The sequence below is a fragment of the Peribacillus suis genome (assembly GCF_059384845.1).
This window is the reverse complement of record NZ_CM182019.1, coordinates 357368-374239: the sequence shown is the minus strand read 5'-3', so window position 1 is coordinate 374239 and position 16872 is coordinate 357368. Positions and strand designations below refer to the sequence as shown.

The 16872-nt window shown below is 42.6% G+C and carries 10 protein-coding genes, 1 rRNA gene and 3 riboswitches; of the genes, 2 read left to right on the top strand and 9 right to left on the bottom strand.

What is annotated here, in order from left to right; translation table 11 throughout:
• Positions 1–9 precede the first annotated feature (9 nt).
• The 8 genes from AC503W_RS01870 to AC503W_RS01835 form a co-directional block, all read right to left on the bottom strand.
• A 16S ribosomal RNA gene (locus AC503W_RS01870) occupies positions 10–1560 on the bottom strand.
• A 397-nt stretch (positions 1561–1957) separates the two neighbouring features.
• Complete coding sequence (ptsG, locus tag AC503W_RS01865; RefSeq protein ID WP_427688996.1) at positions 1958–4036, bottom strand: glucose-specific PTS transporter subunit IIBC; 2079 nt, start codon at positions 4034–4036, stop codon at positions 1958–1960.
• A 208-nt stretch (positions 4037–4244) separates the two neighbouring features.
• Positions 4245–5087: a glucose PTS transporter transcription antiterminator GlcT gene (glcT, locus tag AC503W_RS01860; protein WP_427688998.1), complete on the bottom strand. Its 843-nt coding sequence runs from the start codon at positions 5085–5087 to the stop codon at positions 4245–4247.
• Between the two features lie 131 nt (positions 5088–5218).
• On the bottom strand, positions 5219–6550 hold the full coding sequence (locus AC503W_RS01855; protein WP_402875544.1) for an NCS2 family permease: 1332 nt from the start codon (positions 6548–6550) through the stop codon (positions 5219–5221).
• A gap of 108 nt (positions 6551–6658) precedes the next feature.
• Positions 6659–6760: riboswitch (purine riboswitch) on the bottom strand.
• 207 nt (positions 6761–6967) lie between these two features.
• On the bottom strand, positions 6968–8524 hold the full coding sequence (guaA, locus tag AC503W_RS01850; protein WP_402875551.1) for a glutamine-hydrolyzing GMP synthase: 1557 nt from the start codon (positions 8522–8524) through the stop codon (positions 6968–6970).
• A gap of 140 nt (positions 8525–8664) precedes the next feature.
• Positions 8665–8766: riboswitch (purine riboswitch) on the bottom strand.
• Between the two features lie 27 nt (positions 8767–8793).
• Positions 8794–11001 carry a DUF4129 domain-containing transglutaminase family protein gene (locus tag AC503W_RS01845; protein ID WP_427689000.1) on the bottom strand — a complete coding sequence of 736 codons (2208 nt, stop codon included), beginning with the start codon at positions 10999–11001 and terminating at the stop codon, positions 8794–8796.
• On the bottom strand, positions 10991–12178 hold the full coding sequence (locus AC503W_RS01840) for a DUF58 domain-containing protein (RefSeq protein ID WP_427689002.1): 1188 nt from the start codon (positions 12176–12178) through the stop codon (positions 10991–10993). Before AC503W_RS01840 ends, AC503W_RS01845 begins: the two co-directional genes overlap by 11 nt.
• Positions 12178–13134, bottom strand: a complete 957-nt coding sequence (locus tag AC503W_RS01835; protein WP_402875538.1) for an AAA family ATPase — start codon at positions 13132–13134, stop codon at positions 12178–12180. Before AC503W_RS01835 ends, AC503W_RS01840 begins: the two co-directional genes overlap by 1 nt.
• 188 nt (positions 13135–13322) lie before the next feature.
• Positions 13323–13542: riboswitch (cobalamin riboswitch) on the top strand.
• 162 nt (positions 13543–13704) lie between these two features.
• On the opposite strand from AC503W_RS01835, the gene AC503W_RS01830 reads away from it, so the two are divergent.
• Entirely contained in the window at positions 13705–14250 is a 546-nt protein-coding gene (locus tag AC503W_RS01830) for a cobalamin adenosyltransferase family protein (protein ID WP_427689004.1), read from the top strand.
• Between the two features lie 3 nt (positions 14251–14253).
• Positions 14254–15204 carry an ABC transporter substrate-binding protein gene (locus AC503W_RS01825; protein ID WP_427689006.1) on the top strand — a complete coding sequence of 317 codons (951 nt, stop codon included), beginning with the start codon at positions 14254–14256 and terminating at the stop codon, positions 15202–15204.
• Between the two features lie 138 nt (positions 15205–15342).
• Here AC503W_RS01825 and AC503W_RS01820 read toward each other — a convergent pair whose 3' ends face one another.
• Positions 15343–16737 (bottom strand): VWA domain-containing protein, encoded by a 1395-nt coding sequence (locus tag AC503W_RS01820; protein ID WP_494915797.1) that lies wholly within the window; start codon positions 16735–16737, stop codon positions 15343–15345.
• Positions 16738–16872 lie beyond the last annotated feature (135 nt).

The window sequence follows — 16872 nt, the reverse complement described above, 5'->3', positions numbered from 1 at the left end:
TATCCTTAGAAAGGAGGTGATCCAGCCGCACCTTCCGATACGGCTACCTTGTTACGACTTCACCCCAATCATCTGTCCCACCTTAGGCGGCTGGCTCCATAAAGGTTACCTCACCGACTTCGGGTGTTACAAACTCTCGTGGTGTGACGGGCGGTGTGTACAAGGCCCGGGAACGTATTCACCGCGGCATGCTGATCCGCGATTACTAGCGATTCCGGCTTCATGCAGGCGAGTTGCAGCCTACAATCCGAACTGAGAATGGCTTTATGGGATTCGCTTACCTTCGCAGGTTTGCAGCCCTTTGTACCATCCATTGTAGCACGTGTGTAGCCCAGGTCATAAGGGGCATGATGATTTGACGTCATCCCCACCTTCCTCCGGTTTGTCACCGGCAGTCACCTTAGAGTGCCCAACTGAATGCTGGCAACTAAGATCAAGGGTTGCGCTCGTTGCGGGACTTAACCCAACATCTCACGACACGAGCTGACGACAACCATGCACCACCTGTCACTCTGTCCCCCGAAGGGGAACGTCCTATCTCTAGGAGTGTCAGAGGATGTCAAGACCTGGTAAGGTTCTTCGCGTTGCTTCGAATTAAACCACATGCTCCACCGCTTGTGCGGGCCCCCGTCAATTCCTTTGAGTTTCAACCTTGCGGTCGTACTCCCCAGGCGGAGTGCTTAATGCGTTAGCTGCAGCACTAAAGGGCGGAAACCCTCTAACACTTAGCACTCATCGTTTACGGCGTGGACTACCAGGGTATCTAATCCTGTTTGCTCCCCACGCTTTCGCGCCTCAGTGTCAGTTACAGACCAGAAAGTCGCCTTCGCCACTGGTGTTCCTCCAAATCTCTACGCATTTCACCGCTACACTTGGAATTCCACTTTCCTCTTCTGCACTCAAGTTCCCCAGTTTCCAATGACCCTCCACGGTTGAGCCGTGGGCTTTCACATCAGACTTAAAGAACCACCTGCGCGCGCTTTACGCCCAATAATTCCGGACAACGCTTGCCACCTACGTATTACCGCGGCTGCTGGCACGTAGTTAGCCGTGGCTTTCTGGTTAGGTACCGTCAAGGTACCAGCAGTTACTCTGGTACTTGTTCTTCCCTAACAACAGAACTTTACGACCCGAAGGCCTTCTTCGTTCACGCGGCGTTGCTCCGTCAGACTTTCGTCCATTGCGGAAGATTCCCTACTGCTGCCTCCCGTAGGAGTCTGGGCCGTGTCTCAGTCCCAGTGTGGCCGATCACCCTCTCAGGTCGGCTACGCATCGTCGCCTTGGTGAGCCATTACCTCACCAACTAGCTAATGCGCCGCGGGCCCATCTATAAGTGACAGCCGAAACCGTCTTTCCATCTTCTCTCATGCGAGAAAAGAACATATCCGGTATTAGCTCCGGTTTCCCGAAGTTATCCCAGTCTTATAGGCAGGTTGCCCACGTGTTACTCACCCGTCCGCCGCTAATCTCAGGGAGCAAGCTCCCATCGATTCGCTCGACTTGCATGTATTAGGCACGCCGCCAGCGTTCGTCCTGAGCCAGGATCAAACTCTCCGAAGAAATGTTTGACTTGCTCATTTTGCTTTTTTATAGTGTGTGCTCACTCAAAATTTACGTTGGCGCTTTGTTTTGTTCAGTTTTCAAAGAGCAATTTGTTTGCCGCTATCTTAGCGACTTTATTATCTTAACACCTTTCAACCAACTTGTCAACAAGTTTCGAATGTTTCTTTTCTCGTTATGATGTCGTGTTTCGGTGTAGTTAATATAATATCACCAGTAGAAATACAAGTCAATTAAAATTGTGATATTTCTTTGTTTTTTTAAATCCTATCTATAGAGTACAACTTCCACTATTATACCCACTTTATCCTTTCTGCTTCAAAGACATGTCGTTAACATAAATCTATAAATAGAAGCAGGGGGCAACTTCAATAGTCACCCCCTGCTTCTATAACGCTTATTTATTAAAAGAAATAATGTTTGCTTCTTTAATATCGACTTTTCCACTCTTTTCTATCTTAACGCTTTCCCCTTCAGCGAGGTTCGTAAAGACAATCGGAGTAATAATAGAAGTCGCATTATTTTTAACATAGTCAATATCTACTTTAAGTAGTGGTTGGCCGATTTTCACCTTGTCATCTTGAGCGACGAGCGCTTCAAACCCTTTACCTTCTAATTTAACTGTATCGATTCCGACGTGAATCAGTACTTCTCGCCCTGTTTCCGAAACGATACCAATGGCGTGTTTAGTTGGAAAGAGATTGACAATCGTCCCGTCAACCGGAGAAACAACCAGACCATCCTCCGGCACAATAGCAAAGCCATCGCCCATCATTTTTTCAGCAAATACTGGATCAGGCACTTCAGTAATCGGCTTGATTTCTCCTTTAATAGGAGAAACGAATTTTTCAGAGTCAGAAGACCCTTCCGTCCGTAATGGTTTCGGAATCACATCTTCTATTTGATTTTCTACGCCTTTTTCTGGTGAGGCTTCAACCCTACTAGGTCTTTTCCCATCCATGATATCTTTCATTTGCCCTTTAATCGTTTCGGAACGTGGGCCAAAGATGGCTTGGATATTGTTACCGACTTCAAGCACTCCTGCCGCACCGAGTTTCTTCAATCTATTTTTATCAACTTCTTTAATATCATTGACCGACACACGAAGGCGCGTGATACAAGCATCTAAATGCGCGATGTTTTCTTTTCCACCCATCGCTTCCAAAATATCTCCAGGAAGATTACCTGATTTCTTGGAAGATACTCCAACTTGGTCATCATCATCTTCTTCTACCTCGCGACCAGGAGTTTTCAAGTTGAATTTCCTGATTGCAAATCGGAATCCGAAATAATAGATAAGCGCAAACACTAAACCAACCGGAATGACAATCCAAGCATTTGTTTGCGGATTGATTAACCCGAATAATGTATAGTCGATTAAACCTCCTGAGAAGGTCATCCCAATTTTCACATCAAGCAAATGCATCGTCATGAATGATAGACCTGCAAACACACAGTGAATAGCGAAAAGAATCGGCGCTACAAACAAGAATGAGAATTCAATCGGCTCTGTTATACCTGTCAAGAAAGCTGTAAGAGCAGCCGATGCCATTAAACCACCGACAATTTTCTTACGTTCTGGACGAGCTTCATGATAGATGGCCAACGCCGCTGCCGGTAACCCGAACATCATGAATGGATATTTTCCTGTCATGAACGTACCAGCCGTTAAATTCTCCACTCCATCTTTGATTTGTGCCATAAAGATTGCTTGGTCACCCCTGATAGGTTCACCCGACGAATCGATGTAGCTACCAAATTCAAACCAGAATGGTGAATAGAAGATATGATGCAAACCAAACGGAATTAACGCCCGTTCCACTACCCCAAAGACAAATGCACTAAGCGTCAAATTAGCTCCAAGCATGTTTTCTGAAAAGGCATTTAAACCAGATTGAATGGTCGGCCAAATTACAATCATGACCAGTCCCAAAACTACCGCGCTTACCGCTGTAATAATAGGTACGAAACGTTTACCCGCAAAGAACCCTAAATACGAAGGCATTTCAATTTCATAGAACTTATTATACAAAATGGCAGCCATGACCCCGACGATGATTCCGCCGAATACTCCCGTACCTAACGTAGGTATTCCAAGGACATTGCTGTAAACGGCACTATTATTCTTGATATCATTCAAATCAATTCCTAAGACCGTCCCCATCGTTACATTCATGATCAGGAATCCGATGATCGCTGCCAAACCAGCAACCCCATCTCCACCTGCCAGTCCAATCGCTACACCTACCGCAAATAATAGCGGAAGATTTCCAAAAATAATATTCCCAGCGTTTTCCATGACGGACGCTACCATTTCCACTCCGCCATTTTCTAAAAACGGAGCGATATCCAAGAGGGCAGGGTTTTGTAAAGCATTACCCAGTGCGAGTAAAATACCGGCAGCAGGCAAGATTGCTACAGGAAGCATTAAAGATTTCCCGATTTTTTGCAAGATACCAAACAACTTCTTAAACATTAGGTTTCCTCCTCATTTTGTTTTCACACTAATAAAACGGTTACATTTCATTAAACTGCTAATACACTTCTAAGCTGTTTTGTATGCAAAAAAGGCATAAGTAAAGGTAGGACCGAAAAAGAACATGTGGGTATAGATTACCCTGTTCCACTCTCAATCATTCTCCTTACTTATGCCTGATCGAATCAGTAACACGTAGGTTAATGTTTTATTTAATTTTATTTTGCAATCGTTGAATATGCATCGTTAAGTAGACAGCTTCCGCATCACAAACCGGTTTGCCTAATTTCTGTTGCATAATTTTTATTAGTTTCCAAGACAAATTGTAGCATACAGGATATTCTTCTTTCAATAGCAAAGTGATTTTTTCAGGTTCATCCACCGTTTCCCCTGCCAATACGCGATCGATCATAAACCTTAAATGACGAATCAGCCGCGAATAATCGATGCTTTCTTTATTTATCTCAACGTTCAACTGCTCTTCTATAATGGAAATCAGTTGAAAAATCAGCTGGGAATACTGATTGACGTCAGATAAATCCTTATTTGCTATGGCACTATGGATATGAAGCGTGATGAAGCCAATCTCTCCATGAGGCAGTCCTACCCCGGTCTTATCTTGAATGAGGTCAACAACCTCGACTGCGATATTATGCTCAAAAGGATAGAGGGTGATCGTCTCTTTTAAAAATGGGTTTTTTATGGTCATCCCTTGGGAAACCCGTTGAAGGGCGAATAGTAAATGATCCGTTAAACCCACATGTATATGCTCATTAAGTTTTCCAGGGACCCTTTTGTTTATCAAATGAATGGATTCAATTATGGCCGCTTGAAGATTTTGATCGATTTTCGGCAATAACTTCTTGTAGTTTTCCTGTTCCTTCTCACTTTTCAAAACAAACGTTTTCTCTGCGAGTTCCGGACTTAGTTCATCGCCTTTTTTTCGATTAAATCCCAGGCCCTTTCCAATAGAAACGACCTCACCATATGATGGGTGATTAGCAATTACAACATTATTGTTCAATACCTTTTCAACGATAAAACCGCTCATTTTTTTCCCTCTTTTTTGAAAGAATTATCCCATCCATTACAAAACATTTATATCTATACTATACACGTAAAGTCCTTCTTCTTACAACACGAGAAAAGAGGCCTATAATCGGCCTCTTTTCTCGTGTTGTTTCACTTTAAAAATATGAAGTATAGAAGGAAGACCACTCCAAGTCCCCACATGATTGGGTGAACTTCTTTCGCTCTCCCTTTCATTGTCATCGTAATGGGATAAAAGATAAATCCACAGGCAATCCCTGTTGCAATCGAATATGTCATGGGCATCATGATAACTGTGAAGAAGGCAGGCACTGCTACTTCAAATTTATGCCAGTCAATGTTTTTAAGCGATGAGGCCATTAGTACACCTACAATGACTAAAGCTGGTGCAGTTACCGCTGACGTCACGACGGAAAGTAGCGGGAAAAAGAAAAGAGATAGGACGAACAGTAAACCTGTAACCACTGCGGCAAAACCGCTACGAGCACCGGCAGCGACACCCGCTGTCGACTCCACATAAGATGTCGTCGTCGATGTACCAAGGATGGCACCTGAGACAATGGATAGAGAGTCAGCAAGCAACCCTTTTCCAACTCTCGGAAGAACATTATCCTTCATTAAACCTGCTTGTTGAGCGACAGCCACCAACGTACCGGCTGTATCGAAAAACGCTACGAACAAGAAGGTCAAAATCACGATCAGCATTTGACCAGTAAAGAGCTCACCAGGATTTCCGAAAGCATCGAACGCAACTCCGAATGTTGGTGCGATACTTGGAATCGCTCCAACGATTTTCTCCGGCACCGGCACTTGCCCAAAAATCATGCCAGCTATGGCAGTGATCACCATTCCGATGAATACACCGCTTTTCACGCCTTTGGTCATTAGAATGACGGTGACGATTATCCCGAATACCGCGAGCAATGTACTTCCGTTCGTTAAATCACCAAGTCCGACCAGTACACTATCATCATTCGTGATGATCCCTGCATTTTGAAACCCTACAAATGTTATAAATAGTCCAATACCAGCTCCGACCGCATATTTCAATTCGACTGGAATGGCATTAATGATTTTTTCCCGAATACCAGATAAGGATAGAAGGACAAATATGAGCCCTGAAATTAAAACACCGGTTAAAGCCGTTTGCCACGGGATTCCGAAACCGAGTACAACCGTAAAGGCAAAAAATGCATTCAATCCCATTCCTGGTGCAAGCGAGATTGGATACCTGGCTATGAGACCCATCAATATGGAACCAATTGCGGCAGCCAATGCCGTTGCGGCAAACACTGCTCCATAATCCATTCTCAATTCATCAGGGTAATCCTCTATGCCCTGTAACGTTAACATCACTGGATTCACAACCAGTATATAAGCCATTGAGAGGAATGTAGTTAAACCACCGAGTATTTCCCGACGATAGCTAGTACCCAGTTCATTAAAACGAAAGTAATTTTTCATAATGAGTCTCCCCTATCATAAGTTCGTATAACACAAAATGAAAATACCCCATTCGCTTCCGAACGGGGCTCAACTACTAATATGTAAAGAATGCGCGCGTGACCTACCCCACCCATTCATTCACATCGTAGTCAAGCTGTTAACGGCAGCTTGGTAGAAACTTTCGGGCCATATTCCCGATATTATACGACGATTATGTTCAATTTATTATTATAGGTATAGTGTACCAGCGCGTAAAACAGCCGTCAATATAAAAAGCGAATAATTTTAATTAAAAAATATGGAACGTTCGCCTTTTAGTTATCATTTCCATTTCACGAAGAATATCCACCCTCTATCATCCACAAATAAACCCAAAAAGATAAATACCATAAAAAAACCAGCGAAGGTAAAACCCTCACTGGTTCGATGTATATACTATTCCCACTCAATCGTTGCAGGTGGCTTGGACGTTATGTCATACACAACGCGGTTAACATGGTCCACTTCATTGACGATTCTTGTGGAGATGATTTCAAGTACTTCCCAAGGAATTCGAGCCCAGTCGGAAGTCATTCCATCAATTGATGTGACAGCACGGATACCGATTGTGTAATCATACGTACGGGCATCTCCCATTACCCCTACACTACGAATGTTAGGAAGGACTGTGAAGTATTGCCAAATTTCACGTTCTAAACCATTCTTCCTGATTTCCTCGCGTAAGATATAATCAGACTCACGGACGATTTCAAGCTTTTCATCTGAAATTTCACCTAATACACGAATTCCCAAACCAGGACCTGGGAACGGCTGACGCCAAACGATTTCATCAGGAATGCCCATTTCGCTTCCTAATGCCCGTACTTCGTCCTTGAACAAAGTATTCAATGGTTCAATCAATTTGAATTGCATATCTTCCGGTAGACCGCCGACATTATGATGTGATTTAATCGTTTGTGCCGTTGCTGTACCGCTTTCAATGATATCTGTGTAAAGCGTACCTTGTGCAAGGAAATCGATGCCTTCTAGTTTCGTTGCTTCGTCATCGAACACGTAGATGAACTCGTTACCGATGATTTTACGTTTCTGTTCCGGATCGGAAACGCCAGCAAGTTTCGATAAGAAACGTTCTTTTGCATCCACTTTAATGACGTTCATATTAAAGCCATCACTGAAAGTTTTCATAACACTTTCCGCTTCACCTTTACGAAGTAAGCCATGATCAACGAAGATACATGTTAGCTGATCGCCAATCGCTTTATGGATCAACACAGCCACTACGGATGAATCGACTCCACCGCTCAATGCGCAAAGTACTTTTTTATCGCCGACTGTTTGACGGATTTTTTCCATTTCAATTTCAACGAAATTTTCCATGGACCAGTCACCTTTACATCCACAAACTCCGAATACGAAGTTCTTCAGGATTTCATTGCCGTGTACGGAGTGACGTACTTCTGGATGGAATTGAACGGCATATAATTTACGTGACTCATCACTCATTGCCGAAATTGGACAAGACGGATTCGTTCCATCGACCGTGAAACCTTCAGGTGTTTCGACGACCAAGTCACCGTGGCTCATCCAGACGATTTGTTCTTTTGGAAGATCACTGAATAATTTAGATTCATTTTGAATCGTAAGAGTCGCTTTTCCATATTCACGGTTTTTGGCGCGTTCCACTTTTCCGCCAAAATGTTTTGTCATCAGCTGCATGCCATAACAAATTCCGAAAATTGGAAGACCTAAATCGAAAATACGCTCATCGCAGCCAAATGCACTTGCATCATATACACTGTTAGGGCCACCTGAAAAAATGATCCCTGTAGGATTCATTTCCTGTAGTTCCTCCACTGTAATGGTATGAGGATGAAGCTCACTGTACACACCGAATTCACGAATACGTCGCGTAATCAATTGATTATATTGGCTTCCGAAATCAAGTACAACAATCATTTCTTGGTTTTTCTGCAATTCTGTTTTCCCCGGCACAAACGTCACCTCTATCAATGTAATTCACCCAAAAACGGGTGATTTTTCATATAAAAAAATAGTATCATAAAAAAAGGAAAACTAAAAATCCACCCACAACGATATACGGAAAAAGTATATACGAAGGCAGATTTTCAGCTTTCCTGTAAATCTGCCTTCATAGTCAAATCATTTACGGTGATTCGGTAGAAACTTTCGATCCATATTATCGAGGATATATGAAGGACAGTATTAGTTTAAGTTATTGTATCAATATAATAAAAACATGGTCAAGAGCTAGTTTTTTTCATAAGCGTTTCCCAGTCACTGCGAAAGCGCTCCCACTCCTCTTCTTCTGGATCACCACGGTAGGTCATTACTTCGTATCGAGCTGTCATTTCCTGCATTAAATTCGTCTCATAAACCGCATCTACATAGGCTGCATATTCCCGCAAGGTTTGTCCATCAGGCCGCTCTAACCCTGCCCGGACCAACTGTTTCAATAATAATTGGTACGCCTGTATAAAGTATGGACCGGTTTTCTTTTTTAACCGAAGGATTTGTACAAAAGGAAGCCATTTCCTTCTATACAAATACCCTACGGCAAGAAGTAAAGCAATACATAAAATAATACCGGCACTCCACATTAATAAAGTATTTTGGCTTAAAAGGACACTTTTCTTAGTTGATCCAGGTTCATTTTCGGGTGTATCCGGGCGCTCTCTAGTCTGCGTCTCATCTTGCTCCACTAGTTTTTTGTCTTCCTGCTCGGTTTCCTCCGTATTTTCCGAATTCAAATCCGAATTGTAAAAATCCATTTGCCCATTGAATCCCTTCGTAGGCTCAAATGGTACCCATCCCAATCCTGAAAAATAAACCTCCACCCATGAATGGGCATTATTATTCGTCACTTTATAGGCGGATTCACCTTTATAAATTGATTTCTCCCCTTCCGTATATCCCTTTACCCATCTTGCCGGAATGTTGGCGGCACGTAATAAAATGACCATCGCCGTTGAATAATTATCGCAATACCCAATTTGGGTCTCGAACAAGAATTGATCCACATAATCCTGATTATCGCCTGGATACGGAATGTCTTCTTTAGAATAGCTGAATTCAGGACCGTCGAAGTGATTTTCTATCGCCTTTGCCTTATCGTACCAATTATCCTCATTCACCGTAAGTTCGTTGGCCAGTTCATAGATACGGGTTGGCAATCCCTCCGGAAGCTGTGTATTGCTTTCCATGAGGACATCCATCGTTTCATCCTGTTCCGTAACTTTCCGTAAGTCAGCCAGATCATAACTAGGCATTTCATAAACCAGTTCATATTCTTTCGTGGTAAGGGGCTTACTGCCTTCGTCTACTGAAATGTACTTGTCCATATTTGTATAATATTTAAACCAATCTCCGTTCTCAGCCTCTACCTTCTTCAGGTACCCTGATTGGGGATGAAGAAGGTGAGAGTAACTTTCCATCATGGTTACCCTTGTATTCATGTCTTCCGTTTTCAACACTTCAGGAATCTCAAATTCTTTTATATCCTTCAAATCCTGACCATTAGAGAAACTGATATAGTCTTCCATTCCCTCAACGGAAACCCATCCTTTTCCGGTATAGATATCTTTGTTCTCGACTTTCCAATAGTGTCCGGTATTGGCCGTATTATAAAAAATGACCGTATTGTCCGGCTCTATCGACCCACCAAGTGATGAATCATCTTCGTCGTACCCCACCCGTTTATCAACGGAGCTTTCATCACTTCCTGTCACCTTATCGGAATAAGAAACAATGAACGGTACAGGGTCCGGCCATTGTGACGCGAACTTCGGAGCAGTGAAACCAACGAGGACGCTTACTAACATCATCCCCGCTAGCATGATGGCCCATTTACTGAATGGACCTCCTGAAAACACCAATCTCTCTTGTATGGACAAGCGTAGCATGGCCAACACACCAAGCATCGAAAACCCGATGATGATGATCCTGATCATGGCCATATCCCCATCATATGGTGTGAATGTATCGAGAATCGATAGGAAAATGATCGTTAATATATAAAGTAAAAATATGTTTCGTCTCACCGTCACCCAGTAATGAATCAAGTATGTCACAAGCCAAAGAAGCACGAAAAACAACAGCGTTCTAAAGGGGTTGGAAAGCAGCTCCCACTTCCCCTCATACATATTCGAAACGTTAGCCGTTATATCCAGCAAATCACCAGTAAGCCATTTGAAGGTCAGGAAAGGATCTGACGAATACAAGAAATGGACCGCAATTAATATAAAGGCACTTACGAGGATGAAACGCACAAACCAGTGGATACCAAAATAGTGTAGGAGCAAGGAAAATAACACAAAGATAATGAAAATAAAGATATTTCCTGTATCCGTAAGCTTCTCTACGGGTCGTAACCATTCGGTAATCAATAGAAGACCAAATATATATAAGAGAACATGCATCCACCTTTCCGATTTGGTAGAATCAGCGTTCATTTGCCTTCACCTCGGTTCGTTCATTTTGAAGGTGACCCTGTTCAAAGAAGACCAGCTTTATTCCACGAGCCAACGCCACCGACTTCGCACGTATTTCCTCACCCGTGAAGTCTCCCTGACTTTTCACGCAAAATACAGTCATCGCTTTATTTCCGGTAAATGCATTCCAACCTTCTATCTTTTCCATCGTTAATTCGGACACAATGAATATTACAGAAGCGTTTGATGGTACAACTCCCTTGTTCTTCTTTCCATTCCAGACGCTTGTATGTGTGGCCCTTGATTTTGCAAAACGGTAAAAGAGTCTTCTCCTCTGTTTACTGCCTCCTTTAGCCGGTACGACCTCCATTGATCCCGTACTGGTTAACCCAACATCCATACCCTTCTTTATCAAGGCATGCACCAAAGAGGCCGCAAGTACGATAGCTTCTTCGAAGAAGGGAGAGGCGTACTCATCAAGCATAATAAATACATCGCGGTTTTTCTGCACTTCAAATTCCTTCGTCATGATTTCACTTGTTCGGGCCGTTGCCTTCCAATTTATCCAGGATAATTGATCACCCGGCTGATACTCCCTGATTCCGGACACGACCGAATGTTCCCGCTGTATTTTTTTCGTCGTACCAACTTGTCCTTGATCGAAGACATGCTCCAACTGTTTATAATTCAACTCCTGATAAGCCGGGAAAACGGTGAGTTTTAAAGGGGCATGCACTGTCGCTTCTTTTTCATAGAGTCCAAAGAAGTCCCCTATTTTGAAGCGAACCGATTGGATGACATGTTCTCCTCTTGGCAGATTCTCCAGGGTATATGTCAATTGGAAGGATTGCTTAAATCCTGGAAAAACCAATGTTTTCTTTTCCAGTTCCATCGGCAAATCCTCTTCTACCACCATATATAAAAGAGGCAGTCTGTTTTTCCGGGAGAATACCAATGTCATATCTACCGACTCTCCGGCCTGGCATTCGTGTTTACTAATTCTTCTCTCCACTTCAAAAGCCTGAAGTGGATAAAACAGCAGAATCATAGAGTACGCACCGAACGGCAAAAAGGTATAGAAAATGAACCAACTGATAAACCCGCCTTGAAACATCGCAAAACAAAAGGAAATGAGCATAAGTACTATGATCCCACAGACATTCCTGTTTTTCTTCAGTATGGTAAGCACATTCCGCATTAGGTCACGGCCCTCTTCACGGGTACCTGCGTCGTAGCCACTACCTCATGTATCACCATGTCAGCATTCACCCCCGAGTAATTCGCTTCCGGATTAAGGATTAGCCGATGGGTAAAAACGAACGGTACCAAATGCTGCACATCATCAGGTAAAACGTAATCCCTTCCCTTTAGGAGCGCATAGGCTTGGGCTGCCTTCATTAGGGCAATCGATCCACGTGGGCTCACCCCAAGATATACACTTTCATGCTTACGTGATTGATTGGCTAACTCGACGATATACGTCTTTATCGTATCATCCACGATCACGGCCTTTGCCTCTATCTGCAAATCTATCAGTTCCTCTAACGAAATCACGGATTCCAATTCTTCAATCGGAGCCGTATATTGGGCCCGATGCAACACTTCTATCTCTTCTGCCACTTCCGGATACCCCATCTTCATTTTCAATAAAAAACGATCTAGCTGTGCTTCTGGAAGTGGGTATGTGCCTTCGTAATCAATTGGATTTTGAGTGGCCATGACGAAAAACGGTTGTTCCAGTTTCCTTGTCACACCATCCACCGTCACGCTTGCCTCTTCCATTCCTTCAAGTAGGGCGGATTGCGTTTTCGGTGATGTCCGATTAATTTCATCGGCCAAAATGATATGGCCCATGATTGGCCCCGGTCTAAAGATGAACTCTTGTTCCTTCGGATTGAAAATCGATACCCCCGTTACATCGGACGGTAGCAAGTCAGGCGTGAATTGAATCCGTTTGAAATCCGCCCCGATGGACTTCGCTAGCGCCCTGACCAAGACGGTCTTCCCCACGCCCGGGACATCTTCCAATAAGACATGTCCACCAGAAAGGAGCGCCACAAGACTTAGTTCTGCTATATCTCTTTTTCCAATAATGACCTTTTCAATGTTTTCCAAAATCATATCCAGTTTCTGATTCACTTGTTTATAAACCATTCTCTACCTCCCATGATTATGTAAATCACTCATGCTTAACCCTTATTTATTCGACACCCATTTTACATTAACCTCCAATTTATCCTTACAAAGTGAGTTTACTAGAATAATACCCCTATAAAAGAGATTTCTTGAAATTTTTTCACTATTTAAGTAATTAATTATGATAGACTGGTACTAAGTGAATATAAACCTTGCAGAAAATAGGTGCTGACTTGTCAGCTTAATAGGGAATTCGGTGTAAAACCGAAGCTGTTTCCGCAACTGTAAGTGCTAATGAAATAAGAAATATGCCACTGTTTGTGAATGAATCCGCACGCACGATACCATTCATTCAATCCAAATGGGAAGGTTCTTAGAGTAAAATGATGCACGAGCCAGGAGACCTGCCTTTTTTTTATCGTATTTTGCTCTTCGGAAGTTAGGAGGATTGTACGGCAATCTTCCATCTTTTTTTCCGTTCGAGATACATAGATGATTGTTTGCCGACCAATACCTTTGGTCGGCTTTTTCTTTTGCGCCGAAAAGCAATACGAAGGTCATTCACATTATTAAAAAGGAGGAAAAATTATGGCAAAGAAGGATGCCCGCTTTTTATGCTACCCATTTATGCGCGAATCAGTTTCAAGCGTTGATTATGAAATTCGCACCGATTCATTGACGACTCAAATGGGACTGGCAGCGTCGTTCACGAAAGAGATTCCTGAAGTCTACAGGGATTTAATGGAACTGTTGCCGATGGCTTATCATTTAAATGGTTCTGCCCGGGGGAAATTGGCCATAACCGAAGACGGTCTAAACCGCCTAAGTGAAATCTATGACTATTATGTCGCGGAAGTGGAAGAACGCATCGAAACATTTGTGCTACCCCAAGGATCGACGGCAGCCTGTATTTTGCATACTTGCCGTAGTGAAGCCAAGAAATCCGTCCGTACCTTGCATAAAGTCAGTACGGAAAAAGATGTGCCCGCGATACTTTTTGATTATGCTCATTTGCTTGCCAATGTTCTATTCGTGATGGCTGTCTATGTCAATAAACAACTGGGTCGCGAAGAGATTCCCTTTATCAGCAAATCTTATCCAACCAAAACGATGAAAAAGAAAATGGAGGAATAAAACATGATAAGAACAGTAAGATCCAGTTGGATTGCCCTTCTGATGGTCGCCCTTTTCCTTACAGGATGTGCCTCGAATGATGATCAGAAATCGCTAGAGAAAAAAGATCCTGCAACAACTGAAGAAGTCAAATCCTATACCGTCACTGATGATAGCGGAAAAGAAATCACATTTGATAAGGTTCCGGAAACGGTCATTTCACTTCAACCCAGTAATACGGAGATTTTATATGCCCTTGGTGTAGGGAATAAGGTGATTGGAGCGACGGATTTCGATAACTATCCTGAGGAAGCTAAAGATGTCGAGCGTGTCTCTGATTCGATGACGATCAATTCCGAAAAAATCATCTCTTTGAAACCGGATGTTATCATTGCCTATACAATAGGCGATGAAGCAGCATTAAAGCCGCTTGAAGATGCGGGAATCCCCATTTTCATTATTAAATCAGCAGTGACCTTTGATGATGTATATAGTGATATTGATCAAATTGCCAAAGTCATGGGCGTAACGGACAAAGGGGAAGACCTAGTCAAAAACATAAAAAAACAAATCAAAGATGTTGAAGAAAAGGTGGCAAGTGTCGATTCTAAAGAAAAAACATATTTCGAAATCAGCCCTTCTCCGGAAATCTATACAGCGGGAGCTGAAACCTTCCAACAAGAGATCTTGGCGTCTGCCGGTATCGAAAATATCTTTGCCGACCAAAAGGGCTGGGCGAAAATAGCAGATGAAGAAGTCGTCAAGCGCAACCCGGATGCCATCATTACAACCGTAGGCTATGTGGACAATGCTGTGGATGAAATCAAATCTCGTAAAGGTTGGAAAGATGTCAGCGCCGTGAAGGAAGACCAAGTATATCAGCTTAACGAAGACGTCATGTCACGTCCCGGACCGCGTATCGGAGAAGCCGTAGAACTAACTGCAAAGACCATATATCCGCAATTATTCAAATAAAGACACACTCAAAAGGGGTAATTACGCCGAAATCGTATATATAATAAAAGGCGGAAACGTTGATTTAACAACATTTCTGCCTTTTATTTTGTGCATGAATCCTCTTGAAAGAGGGCTATTAGACAGCCCCTTTGATTATTAATCTTTATATTTCTCTTTCATTTCTTCTTCTTTCTTTTTAATTGATTCTTTTAAACCCTCCCCTTCATTTTTCACTGTCGTGTTCAATTCTTCATATTTTTCGTCATAATACTCTTTTATTATTTCACGGCGTTGTTTGACTAAACTGCGAGCTTCCTCCCAAGTCTCATAATTTATTTGTTTCTTATCCTTTAAATAACTCGTAGCCTCATACATGCGATTGCTTTCATCAGAGGAAAGCCTAGAAAAACTGTTTTTTTCATCAAGTAAAGACGATGTCTTCTTATTTTGTTCATCCCGAACGGTACTCCAATTTTCATTGCCCCAATTCCACCATTGGTTCCACAGATCTCTACGCTCTTCATCCCACATCTTATTGAAATCATCGGCATTATTGACCATTTCGAATTTCCCTCCGCCAGCTTCAGCAACTTCACGTAATTGTTTTTGCCCCTCACTATCCATATCGAACCCTATGATGTTAATCACTGGTTCAATATTGGAATCATGCAAGTCTTTAGCTGCTTTCACTGGATCACCGTCGCAGGTTTCAATTCCATCGCTGACGACATAAATGATATTTTGACCTTCTGAACCCGCTTTTTCAAAATCTTTCTTTGTTTCCGAAATGGTCTTGGCAATCGGTGTCCATCCTGTCGGTTTAAATTTATCTAAAGCTTTCCTGAAGTCCCCTTTATTATATGGGGCCAAACCATAAACCACTTCCGTACTATCACAGGATATCTTCTTATCTTTATCATCGTTGCTTCCTTTATGCCCATAGACACGGAGCATGACATTTGCCTCTTCCGGAAGGGAAGCTACAAATTCATTAATCGCTTTTTTCGCCAGCTCCATTTTTGTTTTCCCGCCTACTTTTTGGTTCATGCTTCCACTAGCGTCAAGCAAAATTGCAATATTCACGTCGATTCCCAATTCACCACTGCCGTCGATGGTGATTCCACCTGGCATCTCTGTTACCGCCGTTTCAATGGAAGGGTCGAATGCTTCGAAAAACTGATACTTTTCTTTGTAGTTTGCACCTTCGCCCATTAGTTTTAATAAGCTCTGATAAACTTCGAAGCTATCCTTTTCCTGAAAGTCCTGATTGTCTAATGCTCTATGTATAATGGCTTTATTGTATTTATTCCCTGTGTACTTCCCAGGGTTTTCTTTAGTCATTTCTTCAACGGTGGTAGCAATCTCGAAATCTTCTTCCAGCTCTTCATCTTCTTCTGAACGCCCTTTTTTTTCGGTATTCTCACCACGTACTTCTTCCTTTTCTTCTCCGTTCATCTTTTCATCTTTCGTATTACAACCAGAAAGAGCAAGCAAAACGAAGAGAGTGGCCAGACATATCATCCCTAGCTTCCACTGTTTTTTCTCCACCATCGCACCTCCAATTTTACATTTTTATCCACAACATCCATTACCCTATTTTTTCATTAAAAAACCCATTCTCTTTTAACACTAAAAATCTTTTGCTTCTATCCAACTTCGGTTCTTTCCCCATACATATGCTAAAAT

Coding starts and splice junctions, on each gene's coding strand:
- ptsG (WP_427688996.1), bottom strand. CDS start 4,036: ATGTTTAAGAAGTTGTTTGGTATCTTGCAAAAAATCGGGAAATCTTTA.
- glcT (WP_427688998.1), bottom strand. CDS start 5,087: ATGAGCGGTTTTATCGTTGAAAAGGTATTGAACAATAATGTTGTAATT.
- AC503W_RS01855 (WP_402875544.1), bottom strand. CDS start 6,550: ATGAAAAATTACTTTCGTTTTAATGAACTGGGTACTAGCTATCGTCGG.
- AC503W_RS01845 (WP_427689000.1), bottom strand. CDS start 11,001: ATGAACGCTGATTCTACCAAATCGGAAAGGTGGATGCATGTTCTCTTA.
- AC503W_RS01840 (WP_427689002.1), bottom strand. CDS start 12,178: ATGCGGAATGTGCTTACCATACTGAAGAAAAACAGGAATGTCTGTGGG.
- AC503W_RS01835 (WP_402875538.1), bottom strand. CDS start 13,134: ATGGTTTATAAACAAGTGAATCAGAAACTGGATATGATTTTGGAAAAC.
- AC503W_RS01830 (WP_427689004.1), top strand. CDS start 13,705: ATGGCAAAGAAGGATGCCCGCTTTTTATGCTACCCATTTATGCGCGAA.
- AC503W_RS01825 (WP_427689006.1), top strand. CDS start 14,254: ATGATAAGAACAGTAAGATCCAGTTGGATTGCCCTTCTGATGGTCGCC.
- AC503W_RS01820 (WP_494915797.1), bottom strand. CDS start 16,737: ATGGTGGAGAAAAAACAGTGGAAGCTAGGGATGATATGTCTGGCCACT.